21 protein-coding genes are annotated in these 22,438 nt (G+C 49.2%); 13 read left to right on the forward strand and 8 right to left on the reverse strand.

Annotated elements, in window-relative coordinates:
* Nucleotides 1–46: 46 nt before the first annotated feature.
* Nucleotides 47–1,078 carry a BMP family lipoprotein gene (locus CHH60_RS24570; RefSeq protein WP_095361604.1) on the reverse strand — a complete coding sequence of 344 codons (1,032 nt, stop codon included), beginning with the start codon at nucleotides 1,076–1,078 and terminating at the stop codon, nucleotides 47–49.
* A 278-nt stretch (nucleotides 1,079–1,356) separates the two neighbouring features.
* Between CHH60_RS24570 and CHH60_RS24575 the strand changes: the two genes are divergently transcribed.
* The 3 genes from CHH60_RS24575 (at nucleotide 1,357) to CHH60_RS24585 (ending at nucleotide 5,743) form a co-directional block, all read left to right on the forward strand.
* Nucleotides 1,357–2,787: a hypothetical protein gene (locus tag CHH60_RS24575; RefSeq protein ID WP_095361605.1), complete on the forward strand. Its 1,431-nt coding sequence runs from the start codon at nucleotides 1,357–1,359 to the stop codon at nucleotides 2,785–2,787.
* 239 nt (nucleotides 2,788–3,026) lie between these two features.
* A complete protein-coding gene (locus tag CHH60_RS24580) occupies nucleotides 3,027–3,659 on the forward strand; it encodes a DUF5317 domain-containing protein (protein ID WP_176476195.1) in 633 nt (210 codons plus the stop codon).
* Nucleotides 3,660–3,910: 251 nt separating this feature from the next.
* Nucleotides 3,911–5,743 carry a bifunctional diguanylate cyclase/phosphohydrolase gene (locus CHH60_RS24585; protein WP_095361606.1) on the forward strand — a complete coding sequence of 611 codons (1,833 nt, stop codon included), beginning with the start codon at nucleotides 3,911–3,913 and terminating at the stop codon, nucleotides 5,741–5,743.
* 143 nt (nucleotides 5,744–5,886) lie between these two features.
* On the opposite strand, the gene CHH60_RS29980 is transcribed toward CHH60_RS24585, so the two are convergent.
* Complete coding sequence (locus tag CHH60_RS29980) at nucleotides 5,887–6,054, reverse strand: hypothetical protein (RefSeq protein WP_167301679.1); 168 nt, start codon at nucleotides 6,052–6,054, stop codon at nucleotides 5,887–5,889.
* A gap of 288 nt (nucleotides 6,055–6,342) precedes the next feature.
* Between CHH60_RS29980 and CHH60_RS24590 the strand changes: the two genes are divergently transcribed.
* The 4 genes from CHH60_RS24590 (at nucleotide 6,343) to CHH60_RS24605 (ending at nucleotide 10,519) form a co-directional block, all read left to right on the forward strand.
* Complete coding sequence (locus tag CHH60_RS24590) at nucleotides 6,343–7,173, forward strand: sensor histidine kinase (RefSeq protein WP_095361607.1); 831 nt, start codon at nucleotides 6,343–6,345, stop codon at nucleotides 7,171–7,173.
* A gap of 1 nt (nucleotide 7,174) precedes the next feature.
* A complete protein-coding gene (locus CHH60_RS24595) occupies nucleotides 7,175–7,831 on the forward strand; it encodes a response regulator (protein ID WP_095291633.1) in 657 nt (218 codons plus the stop codon).
* A 179-nt stretch (nucleotides 7,832–8,010) separates the two neighbouring features.
* Complete coding sequence (locus CHH60_RS24600) at nucleotides 8,011–9,705, forward strand: copper resistance CopC/CopD family protein (RefSeq protein ID WP_095361608.1); 1,695 nt, start codon at nucleotides 8,011–8,013, stop codon at nucleotides 9,703–9,705.
* A 31-nt stretch (nucleotides 9,706–9,736) separates the two neighbouring features.
* Entirely contained in the window at nucleotides 9,737–10,519 is a 783-nt protein-coding gene (locus CHH60_RS24605; protein ID WP_255248076.1) for a YcnI family copper-binding membrane protein, read from the forward strand.
* 104 nt (nucleotides 10,520–10,623) lie between these two features.
* On the opposite strand, the gene CHH60_RS24610 is transcribed toward CHH60_RS24605, so the two are convergent.
* The 4 genes from CHH60_RS24610 to CHH60_RS24625 form a co-directional block, all read right to left on the reverse strand.
* The gene (locus tag CHH60_RS24610; RefSeq protein WP_095291629.1) at nucleotides 10,624–10,896 is read right to left on the reverse strand and encodes a hypothetical protein; all 273 of its coding nucleotides are present in this window, start codon (nucleotides 10,894–10,896) and stop codon (nucleotides 10,624–10,626) included.
* Between the two features lie 56 nt (nucleotides 10,897–10,952).
* The gene (locus tag CHH60_RS24615; protein ID WP_095361609.1) at nucleotides 10,953–12,287 is read right to left on the reverse strand and encodes a hypothetical protein; all 1,335 of its coding nucleotides are present in this window, start codon (nucleotides 12,285–12,287) and stop codon (nucleotides 10,953–10,955) included.
* A gap of 16 nt (nucleotides 12,288–12,303) precedes the next feature.
* The gene (locus tag CHH60_RS24620; RefSeq protein ID WP_095361610.1) at nucleotides 12,304–12,585 is read right to left on the reverse strand and encodes a hypothetical protein; all 282 of its coding nucleotides are present in this window, start codon (nucleotides 12,583–12,585) and stop codon (nucleotides 12,304–12,306) included.
* Between the two features lie 347 nt (nucleotides 12,586–12,932).
* Entirely contained in the window at nucleotides 12,933–14,189 is a 1,257-nt protein-coding gene (locus tag CHH60_RS24625) for a DUF445 domain-containing protein (RefSeq protein ID WP_095361611.1), read from the reverse strand.
* A 357-nt stretch (nucleotides 14,190–14,546) separates the two neighbouring features.
* Between CHH60_RS24625 and CHH60_RS24630 the strand changes: the two genes are divergently transcribed.
* On the forward strand, nucleotides 14,547–15,374 hold the full coding sequence (locus tag CHH60_RS24630) for an aldo/keto reductase (RefSeq protein ID WP_095361612.1): 828 nt from the start codon (nucleotides 14,547–14,549) through the stop codon (nucleotides 15,372–15,374).
* A gap of 109 nt (nucleotides 15,375–15,483) precedes the next feature.
* Here CHH60_RS24630 and CHH60_RS24635 read toward each other — a convergent pair whose 3' ends face one another.
* Nucleotides 15,484–15,942 (reverse strand): cupin domain-containing protein, encoded by a 459-nt coding sequence (locus tag CHH60_RS24635; RefSeq protein WP_095361613.1) that lies wholly within the window; start codon nucleotides 15,940–15,942, stop codon nucleotides 15,484–15,486.
* A gap of 212 nt (nucleotides 15,943–16,154) precedes the next feature.
* Between CHH60_RS24635 and CHH60_RS24640 the strand changes: the two genes are divergently transcribed.
* Nucleotides 16,155–17,006 (forward strand): helix-turn-helix transcriptional regulator, encoded by an 852-nt coding sequence (locus CHH60_RS24640; protein ID WP_095361614.1) that lies wholly within the window; start codon nucleotides 16,155–16,157, stop codon nucleotides 17,004–17,006.
* 168 nt (nucleotides 17,007–17,174) lie between these two features.
* Here CHH60_RS24640 and CHH60_RS24645 read toward each other — a convergent pair whose 3' ends face one another.
* The gene (locus CHH60_RS24645; RefSeq protein ID WP_095361615.1) at nucleotides 17,175–18,788 is read right to left on the reverse strand and encodes a glycoside hydrolase family 28 protein; all 1,614 of its coding nucleotides are present in this window, start codon (nucleotides 18,786–18,788) and stop codon (nucleotides 17,175–17,177) included.
* A gap of 460 nt (nucleotides 18,789–19,248) precedes the next feature.
* On the opposite strand from CHH60_RS24645, the gene CHH60_RS24650 reads away from it, so the two are divergent.
* The 4 genes from CHH60_RS24650 (at nucleotide 19,249) to CHH60_RS24665 (ending at nucleotide 22,390) form a co-directional block, all read left to right on the forward strand.
* Nucleotides 19,249–19,977, forward strand: a complete 729-nt coding sequence (locus tag CHH60_RS24650) for an amino acid ABC transporter ATP-binding protein (RefSeq protein ID WP_095361616.1) — start codon at nucleotides 19,249–19,251, stop codon at nucleotides 19,975–19,977.
* Nucleotides 19,978–20,016: 39 nt separating this feature from the next.
* The gene (locus CHH60_RS24655; RefSeq protein WP_095361617.1) at nucleotides 20,017–20,856 is read left to right on the forward strand and encodes an ABC transporter substrate-binding protein; all 840 of its coding nucleotides are present in this window, start codon (nucleotides 20,017–20,019) and stop codon (nucleotides 20,854–20,856) included.
* Between the two features lie 104 nt (nucleotides 20,857–20,960).
* Nucleotides 20,961–21,683 (forward strand): amino acid ABC transporter permease, encoded by a 723-nt coding sequence (locus CHH60_RS24660; protein WP_095361618.1) that lies wholly within the window; start codon nucleotides 20,961–20,963, stop codon nucleotides 21,681–21,683.
* A 56-nt stretch (nucleotides 21,684–21,739) separates the two neighbouring features.
* On the forward strand, nucleotides 21,740–22,390 hold the full coding sequence (locus CHH60_RS24665; RefSeq protein ID WP_095361619.1) for an amino acid ABC transporter permease: 651 nt from the start codon (nucleotides 21,740–21,742) through the stop codon (nucleotides 22,388–22,390).
* Nucleotides 22,391–22,438: the final 48 nt, after the last annotated feature.

Below are 22,438 nucleotides of genomic sequence, written 5' to 3' on the forward strand. Positions count from 1 at the left end.
GATCGGGCAGCCGGCTGATCAATACAACTCCATCAAACAATCAAAACTATTGCTGCAATGGATCCTTCACAACGATTTTGCCGGATACGATATCTTCATTAATTGCTTTTACCTTGTCGATAACTTCCTGTCCAACAAAATCACTCAGTGCGGATTCGCTATCACGTGTAACGAAAGTCAAACCAACACCGTCTTCTTTCAGGCCATAGTTTACAGCACCTGCTTTGAAGTTTCCTTCTACGAAATCCTTCACTGTCTCATAAGCAACCGTATCTGTGGATTTTAATTGGGACAATACGATGTGCTCTGGATCTTCAACCGTGCGATCGGTATCCTGACCGGATGTATAGAAGCCTTTTTCCTTCGCTGCTTCGAATACGCCAAGGTCACCTACTGCAGATGCACCAGCAATGAAGTCAGCGCCTTTTCCGAATTGTACCAATGCCAGTTCTTTTGCCTTGGCAGGGTCATTGAAGCCACCAACATAGTTCACGAGGAATTCTGCATCCGGGTTAACGGATTCCAGACCCGCTTTGAAACCTTCGGTATATTTCTTGATCAATGGAACGTCCACTGCTGCGATCATGCCGACTTTATCCGTTTTGGTGGATAGTCCGGCAGCCGCACCAAGCAGATACGCTCCCTCATATTCACGGAAACCAACGCTGCGTACGTTAGGCAGATCAACCGTTGTATCCACAATGGCAAACGACTTGTCCGGATTCTCGGCAGCCACCTTTTTCAGTGCATCTTCTGCCTGGAATGTCGCCGTTATAATCAGATCATAGTTCTCCGCAACCGCAGCACGCAGATTTTGCTCGAATGCTGCCGGGTCTGTGGATTCGATTGTTTTGGTATCTACTTTAAACTCTTCGCCTGCTTTTTTGAAACCTTCATCCATTTGTACAAAGAACGGGTTTACCCCGATTTTTTCAGGAAGTACGAGTGCCATGCGCAGTGATTTCTCACTGTCGCCGCCTTGGGCCGATTGTTCGTCTTTGGAAGCCGAAGTTCCACAAGCCGCAAGCAAAATTGCCAACATGATGATCGATAAGACGAACGATAAGCCTCTTTTCATTTTGAAGATTCCCCTTTTCCACATTCTTTTTTTATAATCCTAGCGGATACTGTCGATCCTTGTCAATAAATCTTTGTGCATAAACATTCAAATTAAATATAATTATTTCATCGCATGCTAAGACACTTTGGGAAGCGCTTCAGGATGACTTTTTTCCGTTGACATGGATGGCTTCTCCGTGCTAAAGTCAATCCAATTATTAAATTCACATCGGTTTTGTCAGAATTATAGCGCAAACTGTTCCATTTTCCCAACCATATCTTAAGGAGGCTATTCATATGAAAAAAATCACCCAGTTCACGCTGGCGGCCCTGCTCGCCGCTCCGGTCACCATCGGCAGCCTCAGCTTGCCTGCTTCGGTTTCCGCTGCATCTGCTTCGCCCGTCGTACCATCCGCTTCTCAAACTGCAAAAGCAACTCCATCCGTGTATACGGAGAGTGCAGCCGATTATGCTCAGTTCCTGCAGGCCAAGTATGGCATCCAGTTGCCACAGCAGCTGACCAAAGGTGACTTCATTCAAGCGGTAGCAGCTATCATTGAAACGAATCAAGCGGCGGTCTCCACGGAAGAAGCCAGTGATAGTCAGACCCAGGCTCCTGCTTTTACCGATCTGAGCTCGGGAGATTCAACTTATGATGCAGCCATCACCCTACATAATAATGGTATCCTGTCTAGTAAAGAAGTTCGTGCCGACGAAACCCTCAGCACGTATGCTGCCGTATTCATTGCCGTCAAGGCAGCTGGATTCAAGGAACTTGCGTATACATATCCGGAAGAGAAAACGAAACAAGCGCTCACCAAGCTTGGCATCAGCCCGAATCGAGTTCAAGGTCAGGCGGCTCAGGAACTCGCTGCTGCCATCGATACCGGACTGGTTCCGGAAAGCCTCTATCCTGCTCTGCGTAAGGGCGGTGCGGCGAGTGCTGATTTTGCCAACATCTTGCTCGGCCGGGTATTGACCAGTCAGGGAAAATACAAGCATGAGATCGGACGCTCTGGCGATGCCGACATCTACTCCAAACTGTATGCCGCGTATCGCACAGCGGATCTGATTGAAGCACCCGAATTAAGAGAGATTGTGGATCAGGCACTTCGGAATGACCTCGTTACAGGATACAACCTGAAGGACAGCCGCTTCGATTCGAATTTTATTGATGAACTGACGTTGACTTATGGACATGATGATATCAAACACGCCGTGCAGCTGATCGGCCTGCTTCGCAGCGAGGGCATCGATGCCGATGTGCAATTCCAGCCGAAAACCTCTGCCTTCATCTATTTGAAGGAATGGGGCGAGCCCAAGGAAACGCCGGATTACAAGGTGACCCAAATTGAAAATGGTAATTATATTGCATATGCCAAGGAATATGATATTCAATTCGAGTTCAACAACACGGCGGACAAGGCCCGCTTCAATGACATTATTCTGAAATATGCCAAAAAGAACAGCGATGATGCCTCTGCCCTCATTTATGCTTCCTGGTGGCAACCACTGTATTATTCACCAACAGCTGTTCAGGACTACCCGGTCATTAGCAACAACAAAATTGCACTGGGCAACTACTACGCTCAATCCTTCTCATTGAAAGAGAATGCCAAAGGGATTCAGGAAGGCTTCCGGAAGCTTGCTCCAGATGCGGACATTACCAGCTATAACTTCTGGGTAGATCAGCCTTTCTTCAATTATCTAAACGGGGAATCGGAGTAAACACATAAGCGTCGCCTGTTAGGATTAATCTCGTATTTTGTCACACAAACAGCCGTTTTTCGCGAACCGCGCGATGGATTCAATCCATGGTTCCGTAAAGACGGCTTTTCATTTATTTTTTTGCAAAATTCTTCTTCAAAATCATTTTCGCTTTGCAGGATTTACCAGTAAAAGGTCGAATAACATATGTACACAAAAAGAAACCGCAATCACACATATCTGAATGACAGGAGTTAATCATGGTATATGACGGCATTCTGCTCGGTTTGATCGTTGGACTGTTCCGGGGCGGGTACCGGTATGGTCTCCACCAGTTTGCAACACTTCAACTTCGCGGCGGGTGGATATTCCCACTGTTGCTGCTCGCCCAATTCCTTATCTTTTTCTTGCAGGAAAGACTGGATTGGGTTGCATCCATCAATGGGTACCTCTTTGCGGCGGTGTACGTCACGGGTCTTGCATTTCTGTGGCTGAACCGGCATCACCGGGGATTTACGCTGATCTGGATTGGCGTGTTCCTCAATTTCATCGTTATGGCGGTGAATGGTGGACGCATGCCTGTCTCGGTGGAGGCTTCCGCTGTACTCGGACCTTACTATGTGGATATGCTTCGTGAAGGTGGAGCGGTATCGAAACATTATATGATGGATGCATCTACCCACCTTTCCTTCCTGGGTGATATCATCCCGCTCTCCAGTCCCTATCCGCGGACCCAGGTGATCAGCATCGGCGATGTGGTCATGAACATTGGTATATTCCTGTTTATCCAGTACATGATGGTGAATCGTTCCGGCAAGGCTGCAATGCCAGCGACATCCATCCGGCCTGAAGAGATTAGGACAGACTCCAAGGAAGGGAGGTCTTTTCCATGAAAAAATTCGAAGGTATTAAATATTCCCGCATCGTCATCAATGCAATCATCGTAGCTTCTGTCGTTGTCGCGTTGACTTCGGGATACAAGCTGGGCGGCTAGTACATACTTGCCAACCAAGACAAACAGGCTGCCAGCGGCCTGTTTTTTCTTTCTGGATTTTTACCAGGTAACTTGTTATGTTATACATCTATATGGTACGAACCGATATCTATACATCAAGAGCCGACTAAACCAAGCAGGAGAATTTGTATGAACTTTATTCGTAATCTTATCCATAAAGCAGACCGAAGCAGCATGTATGTTGTTTTGCTGTGCTGTGCAGGCATCGGTATTTTTCTGTATATGAACAAGTTGTCTTATCTGCACCTCTCCACTGAGGAATGGGTTATGGTCTACACCATGCTGGGTGCCGCGCTGATCCTGGATTACTTCACCTTTCAGATCCCACCCAAGGGTAATCAGCAATCCATGGACTCTTCCGTGTATCTTGCCTGTATCTTCATGTTCGGCGGTGCGTTCAGCCTGTCTGTGCTCCTGCCCGTTTCCCTCATTTTATTAATCAAGGATCGCAAGCTTGCCTGGTGGAAACACATTGTTAATTTCAGCATTTACAGCCTTATGATTGCGGGAGCGGCTTCCGTATTTACATGGACAGGCGGTGTTCCAGGAGCGCTGGACGGGTATAATCTGTTTCCTTATTTTGCAGCACTTGCCGCATACTTTATCATTAATACGATTACGCTGGGCTTATTCTTTCATTTCTCCACCAAGGATGCTCTTCAGCAGATGAAACGTGCGTTCGTGACCGAGTCCCTGCTCGTCTATCTATGTACACTGATTCTGGCGCTGGTGCTGACCATACTGGTCATTCATAACGGCGTTCTGGGCTTGCTGCTTTACTTGAGTCTCAGCATTCTGTTATCTCACGCGTTCAAACAGCTGTTCCTGATGTACCAGAGCATTGAAGAAAAGGCAAATACCGATCAACGAACCGGTCTCTTTAACCACAGCCACTTCGAAAACATGCTGGAAAATGAGCTGGCATCGGCCCGTGCGGAAGGAACACCGCTCTCCTTGGGGCTAATCGATATTGATGACTTCAAAAAGTATAACGACCGCTTCGGTCACCTGCAGGGTGACAGTCTGCTTGCTCTGCTAGGAGATTTTCTAAACCGCAAGACGGAGGGTACCCAAGTCACTGCTTTTCGTTATGGCGGGGAAGAATTCACGCTGCTCATGCCAGGCATGGAGCTGGACGAGGCTTATACCTTTATGAACAAACTGCGCAAGCAGCTGAACGATACTCCTTTTGAAGGAGTCGAGGTGTTTCCGCACGGCTGTCTCTCCTTCTCCGCCGGGGTCGCACGATACCAGGTAGATATGTACAATAAATCACAGCTTGTGGACCAAGCTGATAAGGCGCTCTATTATGCCAAAAAACAGGGCAAAAACAACGTCCATCGTCATGGCAGCAATGACGGCATGGAACATGAAATTGACCTGGTGCAGGATGTACGGGATATCGAGCAGCAGTTGAACCTGTTCAGGTACAAGGATATCGACACATTCAAACACTCCAAAAGAGTATACAAATACGCCCTCGATCTCAGTGAGCTGCTGGAACTCGACAATGCGGAGAAACGGCAGTTTGTACTGGGTGCATTGATCCATGATATCGGTAAACTGGAGATTCCGTGGTCCATCCTGAACAAAAAGGAAAAGCTTACCGCAGAGGAATGGGAAACGATTAAAGGACATGTCACCTGGGGCAAAAAAATGGTGATGACCAACGAACGTTTCAACGATCTGATCCCATATATTGAATTGCATCATGAGCGGTTTGACGGCAAAGGATATCCCTACGGTTTAAGAGACCGTGAAATTCCCCGCTTGTGCCGAATGCTGACTGTCATTGATTCATTCGACGCGATGACCACCGAACGACCGTATCAGAAAACCAAAACGGTGGATGAAGCGATCAACGAACTGCGGGCATGTGCAGGCTCCCAATTCGATCCTGAGCTGGCGGAGCTTTTCATCCGTTACATTCAGAAGAAGACAGCACAGCAGCTGTTATCCTAACGCACGCTAATGTAAGGCCGCCCACAAAATCCCTATATAATGCCAAAGCGCTACCCCCGGTCCATTGGGGATAGCGCCATTTTCATTTTCATCAATGAGTCGATCTTGGAATTCAGGACAGTTCTTAACGAACCAATTCCAAATTAACGGGTGGTATTCAGTTCATGTGAAGTTTGATGCAGCTCTTTGATCATCTGCTGCAAAAACATGTTATCCTGGCGACTGATTCCGTGCTGATTGTCTTGAAGAAGCATCTGATGAATATTCTTCTTGAGCAACTCACTACGACGTTCCAATACCTCTTGATTCATGTTGTTGCGTTCACTCCTTAACATGGTTTGTCATGAATTCACGTTCTATATAAGTATAAAGAACCTTCCGACTTAGGGAAAACAGGCACAGCCCTCCTCTCCCTTATACATCCAGCCTCACACTCCGTGACATTCTGTCACGGCATGTCGTTCTTAGATATCCTTCTATATACTCCCGTATCCACCTAAACATCCTGCGAGACCAACAGACTAGGTGCCAGGGACAGGTTGGGTTATAATGGGGCATAGATTCGCACAAAGAGTCGATATTAAAGGAGTTCTGGATGCATGTCCTACAAACAAATCAAGTGGATGATCCTGCTGATTCCCACATTAACCGTTGGCCTCTGGGAATACATACGTCATCAATTTTTAATGCCCTACCTCTCCATGGACGCGGGGAATTGGCTGACTCCCGTTATCGTATACCTTGTTAGCGTTACTTTGCTGAGCCGTCTGTTCAAGATGCTGGAAGGTGCAAGAGCTGCACTGGAACAGGAACGTGCCTCCAAGGCTGCCCTTGAGGCCAGGGACCAGCTGGCTCGTGAGCTTCATGACGGGATTGCGCAATCCCTCTTTCTCTTGTCTGTCAAAACAGATAAAGCCGAGCGTGGCATGGCCGGCACCGGGCACGAACATGAAATTCAGGAAATCCGCAAGACCGTACACGAAGTAAATGCCTATGTCCGGCAAGCCATCGCCCAGCTGCGATATGTGCCCGGACATACCGCCATGCCTACAGGAGTTTCACTTCAGGGACAGGTCGAATCCCTAACGCAGGAAACGATACCTGGAGCCCAGGTTCATTGGGAACTGGACAGTCATTTCTTTACGTCAAAAGAACAAGTTGAACTCCTCGCCTGCATACGGGAAGCTCTGATTAATGTACGTAAACACGCGCAGGCCTCCCATGTTCAAGTGGAAGCGGAGGGCAACTCTCTCTCCTGGTCTGTTCGCATTCAGGATAACGGCGTAGGTGTTAGTGGCGATCCACTGCACCTCAAGGACCGATATGGACTGCGGATTACGAAGGAACGTGCCATTCAGATGGGCTGGTCCTTCTTCCTGGATTCCAAACCGGGCCTAACACGAATGACGATAGGTAAGGGGGATGCTTAATATGGAACATGTACGTGTATTGATTGTTGATGACCACGCCCATGCACGCGAAGCGATATGCAGTATTTTATCGGAAGACAGTCTATTTGAAGTCATCGGTACGGCATCAAATGGACAGGAAGCACTGGAACTGACCGAACAGTGGATGCCAGATCTTATTCTGATGGACGTGCAGATGCCGGATATGGATGGTCTCGAAGCCACCCGGCTGATCAAGCTCCGCTATCCTTACGTGATTATCGTTATGGTGACGGTCTCCGACGATGTAACGTATCTGTTCGAAGCACTGAAACAGGGTGCCCAGGGTTATTTGCTCAAAAACCTGGCCCCCTCCACCTGGCTGGAATATCTGCGCGCGATCGTCTCGGACGATGCACCGCTCAGCAAGGAACTGGCGTACCGGATTTTGCAGGAGTTCCCTGCGCCTCGAAGTGAAGATGTGCCGGATAACCCGCTTACCACACGGGAGCTCGAGATTCTGCAGTGGGTATCCGCCGGTTATACGAACCGCGAAATAGCAGACCAGCTCGGCATTTCCGATCAAACAGTGAAGAATCATCTCAAAAATATTTTGCAGAAGCTGCAGCTCGAAAACCGTGTTCAACTGACCCGCTACGCACTTGAAAGCGGCCTTGCCGGACGAAAACTGCGCAAATAGCAAGCATTCATGCTTTTGTCACAATTCTTGGAATATAATCGTTTTTTTATAGCCCGATGTAGTCATACGCCGTTATTTTGGACAAAGTTATAATGGTATAGATTGTTATCGGCATCCGAAGAATAACTACAATTCTATAACCTGAGGGTGATGTTTTTTTGAGTTTAGGACGTTTTACAATGAGATGGGATAAACGGCACTGGGCCGTAATGGTTTCCCTGCTGCTCATGTGTTGTCTGGTTATGCCGCAATGGGCTTCAGCTCATGCTTATATTGTTCAGGCCTCGCCAGGGGAGGACGATCTGGTAGCGACCGCTCCAGAGCGCTTGACACTGGAATTCAATGAATCGCTGCAAACGGCCTTCTATGATATTAAAATTACCGCACCTGACGGCACACAAGCGGATGACGGCAACGTGCAGATAGACGCCGAGCGTCCTCACGTGCTCGAAACGGGGCTGCGCAGCGGACTTGGCAACGGTACATATGCCGTCAGCTGGAAAGCCGTGTCGGCCGATGGCCATCCCATTCAGGGAGCCTATGTATTCCATATCGGGGAACCGTCAGGTGCCCCTGCGGGTCTGGCGGATCTGACCTCCGGTACTGGTCAAACAGGCGGTCCAATCAAATGGATACTGTCGCTGACCGATTGGATTCAATATCTTGCATTGTCTGTCATCCTGGGCACGCTCGCCTTCCTGCTCTTCCGGATTGCTCCGTCATCCATGGCAAGAGAACCCATGGAGGTGCCAGGCAGCTATAAGCTGTTATGGATCAGCTATGCGGCAGCTTCTGTAGCCGCGATCATCAGTTTGCCTCTGAACACGATTTACGAGTCAGGGGTGGCTATCCATGAATTCAGCTGGGCACTGATGGGCAGTGCCTTGAAGCTGACGTCGTTTGGCCTCATTTGGATGGCACAGATGCTCATTCTGATGCTGCTTGCAGTCACAATCCTGTCTGGATATGACCGGGATCGCTCACTCAAGATCCGCATCTGGTCATCTTATGGTTCACTGGTACTTGTACTGGGATGGCTGCTCACGCATGCTATGACAGGTCATCCCGCCGCAGCCGAGCAGCGTGGACTTGCCATAACCATGGATTATGTCCACCTGATTGCGGCAGCATTCTGGATTGGTGCTCTGACGGCCATGGCGGTTTGTCTGCCTCCACTGGCTGACAAGCTTCCTCCGAAGGTACGAGGAGAGGTGTATTGGGGAGCTATCCGCCGTTTTGCAGCTTGGGGCATTGGTGCTGTAGCCGCTCTGGTTGCTACGGGGATCTACAGCAGTTTAATCATTTTACCCGAACCTGTACTGACATCCCTGTTCACCACCACTTATGGTTATGTGCTGCTCGCGAAGATCGTTCTGCTGCTGGTGATGATCGCATTCGCATGGCGTCATGCCCGAACGGCCAGACAGGGCAAGGGTAACCGACTGGCAGGCAGTCTCAAAGCAGAGCTCGCGATAGGTGCCGTTGTGCTGGCTCTGGCTGCTGTACTTACCCATCTGTCCCCCGGCCAGCCTGAAGCCGCTGGTCCATTCAAGGAAGTACAAACGACAGAGGATGGCTCAGCGATCACGCTCCAGGTCAGCCCTAATGTCACTGGTGAGAATCAGTTCGAGGTTGGCGTAAAAGCACCTGACGGCAGCGTAGTAAATGATCTGGAGCAGATCACCTTGACGCTGACCCACCTGGATATGGATATGGGGATTTATGAAATCACCATTCCAAAAAACGATACAGGCGTGTATCAAGCAGAAGAATACATCTCCATGCCTGGACGATGGAGCATCAAGGTTCACCTGTTGACTCGATCCCTTGATTCACTGGATACCGAGTTCGAGATCAACACAGCGAATCCATAATTTTTCTAGAAAAAGAGAGGGGTAATTTATTTTGAAAAGAACATCCTGGACTTCCAAACTTACATCCACTATAGCGGCAGGTGCTGCAGCGCTCATGCTGTTCGCCGGCTTCGCAAGTGCTCATGTCACTGTCAGCCCAGCGGCTGCACAGACCGGAGCATGGCAGACGTACACGATCAAAATTCCTTCCGAGAAGGATCTGCCAACAACCAAGATCACAATGAAGGTTCCGGAAGGTGTAGCATTCAAGCAATATCAGCCACTGGCTGGATGGAAAATCACCACAGAGAAAAACAGCTCGAACGAAGTAACATCGATTACCTGGGAAGTGGATGGAGATAACGAGGGGATCCTCGCCGGACAATTCCAGCAATTTAACTTTGTCGCACAAAATCCGGATACAGCAACAGAAGTCGCTTGGGACGCGTTCCAATACTATAGCGATGGCAGCATCGTAGAATGGACAGGACAACCTAGTGACAGCACACCTCACAGTATTACGGCTATTAGCGAAGAACCTGCAGCTGCAGGCAATCAAGCCGCAACAGGTGGCCATGACAGCGCAGGTACAGCTGGCAATGCAAGCGATGACGAAGCAGCCGCTGGAGATAATAATGCCGCAGACGATACCAAGACTGACGATGATACCACGCTCGGCGATGCATTAACCGATACCGTTACAGGTGAGCCGAATAATACGGATTCAGATCCGGGTACATTGAAACTGCAGCAGGCAACACTGATCGTATCGATTCTGGCGCTGATTATGTCCTTCCTGGGCATTGCACTCGCCACACGCCGCAAAAAGAGATAACACGCGGTCTTATATATTGGTTAACGTAACAAAAGAGCCTTGGCAGATGCCAAGGCTCTTTCTTGTGAGATGAGATTTCCCATACTTCGTTTCAACGTTTACGATTAGCGTTCCTGATCCGTCTGAATCATAATCTCAATATATTGCAGCAAGCTCCGCTTCTGCTGTTCAATTGAATGGATTCGACTGGACAGCCCTGCGAAGAATCCTTCAATCTGCTGCCTGGTGTAGTCAGCCGACTGACCCTTCCAGTCATTCAGCCGCGCATACAGGGCTCTGGCCTCCTGCTCATCTGCCTGCAGGCGGGCCAGCAGCCGTGTAAGCTCCTTCTCCGCAATTCGAAGGTCATTCAGTTCCACCAGCAATTGTCCGCTCATGCCTATCCCCTCCCCTTATGTACATACCATTATCGATCTCCTGGCAGCTCCGGTGTTTAATTAAAATGAACCGGACTCTCATCAGCCTGGCGGAAGGCATCTGCCTTCTGATCAATGAAGTCGAGGAATTGACTCGTATGCTTCATATGCCATGTACTTAATTCGTTAATGGACGCATCAAGCTGGGTTACAATGGGCTCCAGTCTGCGACTGCGGCTGGTATGCAGATATTGAGCCATACGGCTGCGCACCTGATTGAGCTCGGCGTTGCACTGCTGTGCATTTTGCTTCCAGCGGGAAGCGACACTCTTCAGTTCTTCCGGCGTTACCTGAATCAGACCGGAAGCAGCTCCTGCAGCTCCCCCGCCTACACCTGTTTTCGATAGGCGTGGCCCCATGTTTTTGCTGTAGCCAGTCAAGTAGTCCATCAGACGAGGTGAATAACCAATTCGCTCTCCGGTAATCGGATCGTACAGTTCATTGGAAATATAACCATTCTTGAAGTTATATTGATCAAGGCTGTGATAGTTTTCGCCGCCAAAAGAGTTCTTCGCTTTGTCTATGATGCTGACACCGTCGTTCGCTGTCGCGTAATCAGAATTGATATAGTAGGTTGTTCCCACATGCCGATCATATCCGCCAAGCGTACCGCTCGCTACCAGATCGCCCGGATGCGCATAGTTCGTAATCTGGCCATCGAATTTACCCGCTTCCGCCTGACGGCGTACTTCCGGGGTCAGGTTACCCATAACAGATGGGGCACTAAATGTCACTGCAGGTATGCCTGTGTACGCGGATGCATACTGTGCATTCCCCCCACCAAGGGAGTGTCCTGTCATCGAGAAATTCAGATCCCTATGCTTATCCTGCATGTGATTCGCGTAATTCTCGGCCTGATACATCTGGTTAGCCCAACCTGTTGGGGACACGGTTTTCTCAATATCTTTTACCCGGTCGCCAGCCCAGTTCTCCACATCTCGTACTCTGTCCCCGGCCCAATTTTCCACTTTGGATACCCCGGTGAAGTCCTTGACGTTCTCAACACCTTTGTCGAGCCATTCCGGTGTGAGACTATCGACAAATTTGCTGGTCTCTTGCTGGCCTTTGCGGATTAATTCCCCGCCACCAATGCGTCCATCCATAACAAAATCGGGAACAGATCTGTCCAGAGAGGCACTCCCCTCCGTACCGCGGTATGAAATGACTGCTTGCTTGGTCTCCGGGTTGTAGAATGTGACGGCATCAAAGCCGGACAATTTGTTGCTTTCCGTCCCTTCAAGCACCTCCCATCCAGGAAGCTCGGTTAATTTATCACCCGTTTTCTGATCCTGGTAGGCCAGGTCGGATAATGTTCTATATGTCTCGTCATCAATATTCGGCGGTTTGCTCAACAACTACACCTCCAGTTTATTTGGCGTACGGATCGTACCCTTTCGCTTGTATGGCTTCCTCAATCTCCGGGCTAATGACCAGATTCTTGGTTGTTTTCTTTTTGTAATCGTATGATATGCCGAAACTTTGACCCTCATGGTCCTTCACATGCCCTTTCAGACCGATCTGGGAAACCGCCATTTCAGGTAAAAGTTCTTTGCTGGTAATCACAACATCCAGTTCATATTTCTGCTTGAAGTACTGAACCACACTGGATTCGGCCTCCTGGTACAATGCTTGCTTCTCGCTTTCTTTCATATTGCTGCAGCCCCCCAAAATTAAAGTAACCATGATGATAAGTGCAATGAAGCCTTTAAGCCCTCCTGTACGTTGAATACCAATCCCCCCTCGGTCATAATCCTAAGCAGCATTTTAGAGTCCGCCCTATTCATTTGTTAACTGCATCATAGTACAAAATCAACATGCCCACATCGGCTCACGGCATCGTTTTTATATAACTTTCTTCCTAAATGGTTCCAGTAAAGGATTCGGGTTACATTACCCATTTTCCTGATTTTTGCAACAATTTCGCAGCATTTGCGCAGACACGCAAAAAAGAGCCGCCCCATATTAGGGCAGCCCTCCAACTTACTAAGCCTAAGATCTTATTCCAGTACCATCCGCAGGGCAGTCAGCGCAATACCGATAACGAATCCGGTCACGGCGCCGTTAATACGAATCCATTGAAGATCCTGACCTACCTTGTCCTCAATCAATGAGATTAATGAGGCATTATCCATTTTATCAACATTTTCACGGACCAGATTTCCGATCTTGGAGTGGTTTTTCTCCAGCAGCGTTGTTACGCCTTCGACAATCTTGGCATTCATGGCATCCAGCAATGCACTGTCTGAGCGCAGATCGGATAATACCCGCTCAATGGCAGGGAGCGCATACGTCTCCACATACTTTCCATCCTCCATAGCAGCGAGAGCTCTTTCCCTCAGTTCGGCAAGCTTGTTGAGCACGGTTTCTTCCGCGTTCCAGCTGTCCAGCAGGCTGTCTTTCCAGCCGTTCAATCCGCCGCGCACACTTTCGTTCAAGGCAAGACGCACCGCTTGAGTTCGAACCAGACCTAACACCTTATACCGGAGGGCACTTCCCTCACGTTTCATATCCTCTACCTGGTCAAATAAATATCCCTGCAGGATGCTGCCAAGCTTCTCCTCATTCATATAGCCAAGGAAGGCATTCATGGCAAATTGCATAAGGCCATTCATCTGAATGCCACTAATAGCTTTCATGCCGCTCTCACCCAGAAACGTGATGGTCTCCGGCTTCACCAGCCACTCTTCAGCCTGCTTCAACCCGTAGTCCAGTGCCTTCGTGTCATATCCACGTTCACTCAATTGGATGGACGCCCGTTCCAGGATCGGTCCAAGGTCGAAAGCCCCGGCCTGTGATTTGATCTCACTCGCAACCAGCGGCGCAATCTGCTCCAGCGGCAGCCCTGCCAAAATACGTTTGCACAGCGTGTCGATCATCGTTTTGACGCCATCATTGTGAAGTTCACGTGACATGATGTCGATTACCATTTCTGCTGCCTTGAAACCGGCAATTTTCTCGGTAATGCTGTCTTTGTTGAGCAGATTGTTCTCCACCGCAGAAACAAGGCCCTCCGTCATCTTATCCCGGTTTTTCGGCAGCAAGGCCGTATGCGGAATCGGAATGCCGAGCGGGTGGCGGAACAATGCCGTTACAGCGAACCAGTCGGCAAGCCCCCCTACCAATCCTGCTTCAAATGAACCCACCAGCAGCTTGCCTACAACACTGCCCTGAAACGGCAATGAAGCGGCAAAGCCTGCCCCCATTACGACGAGTGACCAGGCTGCTGCCTTTTTGGTTTGTTTAGGTTTAGCCATCATTCTTGCTCCTTTATCATTAATCGCACGTCTGATCCCAACTGGACCCATCCGTGCATATTCCGTTCTTTTTCGAATGTGAGTATTCCAAAGTCGTTAACAGCACTTTTCATTATTTTCGCTTCCACATCGCGTATACTTCATCTTATCACCCGCAAGCACCAAAACCAAACCTCCAACTGCCAAAAAAGAGTAAAAGAGCTTTATTTTCCGTTAATTTTCTGCCCATCTTTTTTCCATTCCCTAAGTGCTTTTAGTATAATCAGGAAAGATGGCCTATCCTATGCGATTGGCTGCCTTACAGCAGGGTAATTACATAGTGGGATAAATGAAGGAACAGGGGAGGAAATACGGATCATGAAAAACGTGCAGGACACAACGACACTCTATAACGGAGTCAAAATGCCTTGGCTGGGTTTTGGCGTATTCAAAGTGAAAGATGGAGAAGAAGTGGTTGAAGCCGTCAAAACGGCCATTCAGGCAGGTTATCGCAGCATCGATACAGCCAAAGCCTACAACAACGAGACCGGTGTAGCCCAAGGTATTCGTGAATCCGGAGTTGCCCGCGAGGATCTGTTCATTACCACCAAAGTTTGGAACAGCGACCAAGGCTATGAATCAACATTGGCCGCCTTCGAAGCCAGCATGGAACGACTCGAACTTGAATATCTTGATCTCTATTTGATTCACTGGCCAGTCAAGGGCAAATACAAGGATACATGGAGAGCACTAGAGAAACTGCACCGCGAAGGACGCATCCGCGCTATAGGCGTAAGCAACTTCCAGATTCACCATCTGGAGGATCTGATGACGGATGCCACCGTCAAACCTGCTGTGAATCAGGTCGAGCTTCACCCGCTACTGATTCAATCGGAGCTCCGGGACTACTGCAGTAAACACCAGATCCAAATTGAGGCCTGGTCTCCACTCGGCCAAGGCAATCTACTGGAACATCCGCTTCTTCAGGAAATTGCAGCGAAGTACAGCAAATCCCCCGCACAGGTCATTTTGCGCTGGGATCTTCAAAACGGCATCGTAACCATACCAAAATCCGTTACGCCACAGCGTATTCGAGAGAATGCTGATCTATATGATTTTGAACTGACTGCGGATGAGGTTGAACAGATTAATGGACTGAACGAAAACAAACGCTTCGGTTCGGATCCGGATAACTTTAACTTCTAAGTTCAGTCATTTAGACAAGCTTCATGAAATATAGGAAAAACCAAAAAAATCCCGATTTGAATGCATCTGCATCCGAATCGGGATTTCGCCGTTCAATCGTTTTAACCGATCAGCCTTTGGAAACCAGCTTGAAATCATCATAGTGGAAACCTGGTGCAACCACACACGTTACCAATACAGGCTCATCTCCCAGCGGACGTGCCGTTTGCCATACCCCAGCTGGAACAAGTACCTGCGGCGATTGCCCTGCAGCAAGATCCATGCCGAGCACGAGCACTTCCTCATTCTCAGGGTTTTCCCCTTTGCCGCCCAGTTTCAATTCAATTGGACTTCCGCTGTGCCACAACCACAGCTCATCGGACAAAACGGTGTGCCACTCGGAAATTTCATGCGGGTGCAGCAGGAAGTACGTCGAGCTTGCAGAGAATCTTGGACCCGAATAAGCTTCCGGCAGAACGGATTGCGGGATTTGATAAGAAGCCTTCCATACTTCCTTATACCAACCGCCTTCAACGTGGGGCTGCATATCCAGCGCAGCAACCAGAGGCGATAATTCATGTGTCGTCATAACCTGTTTCCTTCCTTCCAAATCATATTGGAGACCCTCTTTCAGAGTTTGGCCTCACTCTCCCTACTGTAAAACATCGCTGTTCGTTTGTCACCCTTAGAACACGTCCATCCCATTTGAACGAAACTTTTGATAGCGTTTACAACAAACTGGATTTTCCGTTATGATATGGATATAAACGTAAATCAGACGAAGTAGAAGGGAGCCTGATCATGAGTATGATTGAGGATCGAATCGGACCCAAATATCGCATTGGGGAAAATTCATTCACCATTGAATACATGCGCAGACATGAAGGCAATGCCATGCCGCAGCCTCACGCTCATCCATTTTACGAGCTGTATTACCTGCTTGAAGGAGAACGGGTGTATTCCATGAACGGCCAGCTCCTGACCGCCAGCAAAGGTGATCTGATCCTCATTAATCCACATGATGTGCATACAACGTCCAGAGGAAACAGGCCCGGATTCGAACGAATACTTATTGGTTTCTCTCCTTCGTTTGCCACCGGGATGGAACTTGGCGTGTGCGGTCTGCTCCCTTTCGAACGATCCAGGCTGCTTCACTTCCCCGAATCAGAGCAGCAAGAGATGGAACGCATGCTATGGCAGATGCTGCGCGAATGCAAGGAGCGTCGCCCTCACTATGAGATGGTTGTCCGAAGCCTGCTCGCTCAGCTTCTGATCCATATCTATCGCGTAGAAGAAAATAGCCGCCTGATGTCACCCGGCCCGATTCACCCGATGCAGGACAAAATCGGCGAGATTGCCGCTTACGTGAACAGACATTACAACGAACCGCTTACCCTGGAGGATGCGGCAGCCCGTTTCTATATCAGTCCATCCTATCTGAGCCGGATGTTCAGTCGGTTTACCGGTTTTCGTTTCAGTGAATATTTACGGGTTGTACGGGTGCGGGAAGCGCAGCGGCGCCTATTGTCCACCCAGGAGCGGGTGCAGTTGATCGCGGAGAAGGTCGGGTTTGAGCACACGGCTCATTTCAACAAAACATTCAAACAGGTGACCGGAACCACCCCTTTGCGCTATCGAAAAGAGCATCGCTAGTACGGGGAATCTTGGAAAGTTGAAGATAGAAGCCGAGTGGGTAGCCCTACCAAGATAGATGTGTCTCTATATCACAAAAATCAGGATGATATCTGGAGACACATGCTACACCACTGCGGCTGAATGTGAAATAACGAACGACTTGCCATTCTTTCGTATCAAGGACTCTTATCTGCGGATGAGCACACCGCTTCTTACCTCAGGGCCCATAGAAATCTGGCGTCCTTCCTCATCTGCATCGTCCTCCCGGCATACAATTCCGGCAGACTCGTGTCCTGTTACAATCAGAAGCCGGCCGTCAGCTCCCTTCCCCTGTATGCCCTCTATTTCAGCACCCTTGCACTGGTGTAAATGGATCAATGATCCTTCGGAAATCCGGGCTCTCAGATTGGCAATTCTCAAGTGCTTCGCATGAGCACACTGTATACCGCTTCGAGCAGTGACGTCATATCCTTCGATTACTACACCGTCCAGAGGCATTTCGGGCAGTCCGCTTACGAATAAAGCCATCTCTGCACCTGCACAGATAACATCCGATATTCGAATATCGCGGAACACCGGGGTCTCTTCACTAATGTCCTGAAACAGATCGCTGCCGCGGGCTGATCCCTCCATATTCGCATAGAAAAAGGAAAACGAGATGGCTTCCATGATGATATCTTTCATATAGATACGTTGAATTTCAATATCCTCAACAACTCCACCGCGCCCGCGGGCGCTTTTGAACCTTAGTCCAATATCCGTCCCAATAAACGTACAATCCGATACCCGCACATGCCGTACGCCACCCGACATCTCACTGCCAATAACGAATCCGCCATGACCATGATATACGGTGCAGTCCCGAATTGTAATATATTCAGATGGCAAACCTAGCTCTCGGCCCTCAGCGTCCTTGCCGGATTTCAGGCAGATGGCATCATCCCCCACATCGAACACACTGTGCTCCACGACGACATGACGGCATGACTCAATATCCAGCCCATCACCATTTTGAGAAAACCACGGATTTCGTACACTCACGTTACGTATGGTAACATGCTCCGATGCCCACGGATGCAGGTTCCATGCAGGTGAGTTCTGGAATGTTGGACCATCCAACAGCACCCGCTTGCACCGACGCAAACTGACCATGTTCGGACGTAAAAAGTCTCTAGCTCCCTCATAAGCGGACAGTTCGCGCTCCTGTTCCATATGAAGCCGGTTGGCAATGGCGCCACCTTCGAGGGCTGAGGCCGAAGGCCACCAGATTTCTTCATTTTCACCCGAATGCTCTACAACACCACCGGAATCAACCAATTGACTCCATTGTGAAGCGGTCATCTTGGACCGTTTGACTGGACGCCATGCTTCTCCGCTGCCATCCCATATCCCCTCACCTGTAATCGCGATATCCTCCAACGATTCTCCGTCAATTGGAGATTGGCATCTTACCACCTGCCACCCCTCGAAGCTCGAAGCAATCAGAGGATAATGATCAAACTCGCGACTGAACGTTACCAATGCTCCCGCCTCTGTGTGCAGCTCAATGCGACTGCGAAGCACAATCGGACCTGTCAGCCAGACTCCTGCGGGAATAACAATTCGTCCGCCACCGGCTTCAGCACACGCAGCTATAGCAAGCCTGAACACCTCCGTGTTGTCCGTCACGCCGTCTCCTTTTGCTCCGTAGTCCGTGATGCGGAAATCCCGAGCAGGAATGTCAGGTAGAGCAACCTCATAGGCTTTCGTATCAGCTTGGATACCTTCTCCTGTACGTAATGGGGAGTAGTATGTATTCATCGTTCAGAACATCCTCTCTTCTCTGTATTGGGATTGGACTGTGATCGACATAGCATCGCTTTCAGGAATGAGTATTATCACCCATCATATCAACGGGATCTGGACCAAGGTTGTGTTTTTTTGCCATGTAGCGTTAGAATTTGAGGTTATTTGTTCCGTTACCCTGGACATAGGATAGGTATCAACATCAGTATACTCTATACATCTATTCCAAAGGTTGTAAAAACTCTAGGAGATTCGATTCATTTTTCTGTCAGGATTCGTCACAAACAACTTACCAACTTAACAAATACATGACGCATTTTTGGTCTACAGCCCTATTAAACCTCATACTTATGTCATGTTTTATTACAAACCAATTGCCAGAAGAAGGATGACTATGTATGATTAAATAACTAGTTTCAATTTATTCCTTATTATTCCTTTTCCAAACCAACGTTGCAGAAAGGATGGGTTACTCTTGATTGAATTTAGGGGTGTGCAGAAGCACTTTGGTCATTTTCATGTCCTCAAAGATATTCATCTTCACATTGAAGAAGGAGAGGTCGTTGTCATTATTGGCCCTTCCGGCTCTGGCAAAAGTACACTGCTCCGCTGCATCAACCGTCTGGAGACCATTTCGGAAGGCGAACTCGTCGTCAGCGGTGTCCCTTTACATCAGAAAAAGGTGGACATCAACCTCTTCCGTCGCGACATTGGCATGGTATTTCAACACTTCAATCTCTATCCTCACAAAAAAGTCATCGATAACATTACACTTGCCCCAGTAAAGGTACGCAAACAGCCCAAAGCTGAGGCAGCTGCTACGGCAATGAAATATTTAACCCGTGTTGGCATTGCCGACAAGGCTGACAGCTATCCCTCCCAGTTGTCCGGTGGACAGCAGCAGCGGGTCGCTATCGCGCGAGGACTCGCCATGGAGCCCAAAATCATGCTCTTTGACGAGCCCACCTCGGCGCTCGACCCCGAAATGATCGGGGAAGTACTGGATGTCATGCGCTCTCTCGCACATAACGGCATGACCATGGTTGTCGTTACCCATGAAATGGGCTTCGCCCGTGAAGTGGCAGACCGTGTCATTTTCATGGACGAAGGACGGATCGTGGAAGAGGCTTCTGCCACAGAATTTTTCGATAACCCGCGGGAAGAGCGGGCACAGCAGTTCCTAAGTCGTCTAATTCATCATTGAGAATGATAGGATATTCCATTTTGAAAGGGGTCTTTACTCATGAAGAATTTGCTGAAGTGGCCGTCGTTTGTCCTTGTTTTGGTTCTCTCGCTGGCATTGGCCGGCTGTAGTACAGGAGAGGAATCTACCGGCAGCGGTGGTGGTGGCGGTGATGATAATACTGCAGCCAAAGGAACCATTGAACAGATTAAGGAGCGCGGCAAGCTGATTGCCGGGGTCAAATATGATACGAAGCTCTTTGGCTTGAAGGACCCGGCAAGCGGTGAGGTCGAAGGATTCGATATTGATATCGCCAAGGCACTTGCCAAACAGATCCTTGGAGACGAGACCAAGGTTGAGCTGAAAGAGGTCACATCCAAAACCCGGATTCCCATGCTCCAGAACGGTGACATCGATATCATCATCGCTACTATGACGATCACAGACGAGCGGAAGGAGCAGGTGGATTTCAGTGACGTTTACTTCGAGGCAGGACAGTCCCTTCTTGTAAAAAATGATAGTGCCATCACCGGACTGGAGAGCCTTGGAGGTGTGAAGGTGCTCGCAGTTAAAGGTTCAACCTCTGCACAGAATATTCGTGAAAAAGCACCGGATGCCGAAGTACTGGAGTTCGACAACTATCAGGATGCCTTCACTGCGCTCAAAGCAGGCAAAGGTGAGGCACTGACGACGGACAATATCATCCTGATCGGCATGCAGCAAACGGACAACAACTACAAGCTGGTTGGTGGCAACTTCACAAGCGAGCCATATGGAATGGCCATCCGCAAAGGCGACTCTGCTTTTGTAGAAGAAGTAAACAACCTGCTCAAGAGCATGAAAGACAGTGGTGAATACGATACGTTACATGAAAAATGGCTTGGCACCAAGCCCGAGTAACCTCGATTAACGATGAACGAGCGGCGGTTTTCATCTGTAGGGACTAAACCACCCGTATAGCATGAGTCGCCGCTTCACATCTGGAGAACGGAGGCTTCGCCTACATGGGCAAATTGGATTTTGATGTATTGTTCAAGCATTCCGATCGTTTCCTGGAGGGATTCCTCAATACGATTCAAGTAAGCATCATGGCTTTGATCGGCAGTTTTATCCTTGGAGCAATCATGGCAATCTTTCGGATATCCCCCATCAAGCCGCTCAATTGGATCGGTACGGCTTTTGTGGAATTCATTCGAAATATTCCGCTTCTGCTGGTCGTGTTCTTCTTTTACCTTGGACTGCCCGCCCTTGGCATTTCACTGGACGGGTTTGTCTCTGGTACGCTAGGTCTTACCATCTACACAGCAGCTTTTATTGCAGAAGCCATCCGGGCAGGCATTCAGACCGTCCCCCGGGGACAGCTGGAGGCCGCTAGATCTTCAGGTTTGTCCTACGTACAGGCCATGAACCTGATTATTTTGCCGCAGGCAATCAAGATTGTGCTTCCATCCATCGGCAATCAATTTATCAACCTGGTCAAAAACTCCTCCATTCTTGCCGTTGTTGCTGGCATGGACCTGATGTATTTTGCCGATCTGGTCAATTCGGATACGTTCCAGCCACTGAGCGTGTATACCATTGTTGCACTTTTCTACCTGGTACTGACGCTGCCGCTCAGTTTTCTGGTTCATTATATGGAGCGCAGGTTTGGACAGAGCGACGCCGAAGCACGAGGCCGCAAGGGCAAGCCGAAGAAAAACAAGCCGGCCGGGCAGGTTACCATGTGATTTAGCCATACCACTATTCAGCCTAAGCATTACTCACAGAAGGAGGTCGATGTACTATGGACTTTAGCGGGGCTTATGCCTGGCCCAACCTTCGTTTCCTGCTGCATGGATTCCTGATCACCTTGCAGGTGGCAGGACTGTCAATCGTCTTCAGCTTTGTTCTCGGCACCGTGCTGGGTACCGTCCGGTATACCCGTATTCCGGTCCTGTCACAGATCATTGCGGTTATTGTGGATACAATTCGAAACCTGCCGCTGCTGCTGATCATCTTCTTCATTCATATTGTCCTGCCCCAGCTGGGGATTAAGATGTCCGTCTTCTGGTCCACCGTCGTTGGGCTTAGCCTGTTCGAAGGCGCCATGATCGCCGAAATCGTTCGTAGCGGTCTCAAATCGGTTGAGCGCGGACAGGTGGAAGCCGCCCGTTCCTCCGGTCTCAGCTATATGCAGACCCTGGGCAGCATCATTATGCCTCAGGCACTGCGCCGCATGTCACCGCCGATGGTCAGTCAGTTCATCTCCCTGCTGAAGGATACGTCCCTGGCCATTATCATCTCCTTGCCGGAGCTGATGCACAACGTGCAGATCCTGGGCGGTCAGAGCTTCGATTACGTTATCCCGGCGCTCCTGCTCGCAGCGGTCTTGTATTTTGTTATCAATTACACCCTTTCCATCGTGGCCCGGCGCCTTGAGGCAAGAATGAATTGATTCGGTTAGATCTATCGAAAGGCATTGTGTATGCACATAAGAGTCCAG

Origin of the sequence: Paenibacillus sp. 7523-1 (assembly GCF_002276415.1) — a bacterium.
Taxonomy (GTDB): domain Bacteria; phylum Bacillota; class Bacilli; order Paenibacillales; family Paenibacillaceae; genus Paenibacillus; species Paenibacillus illinoisensis_A.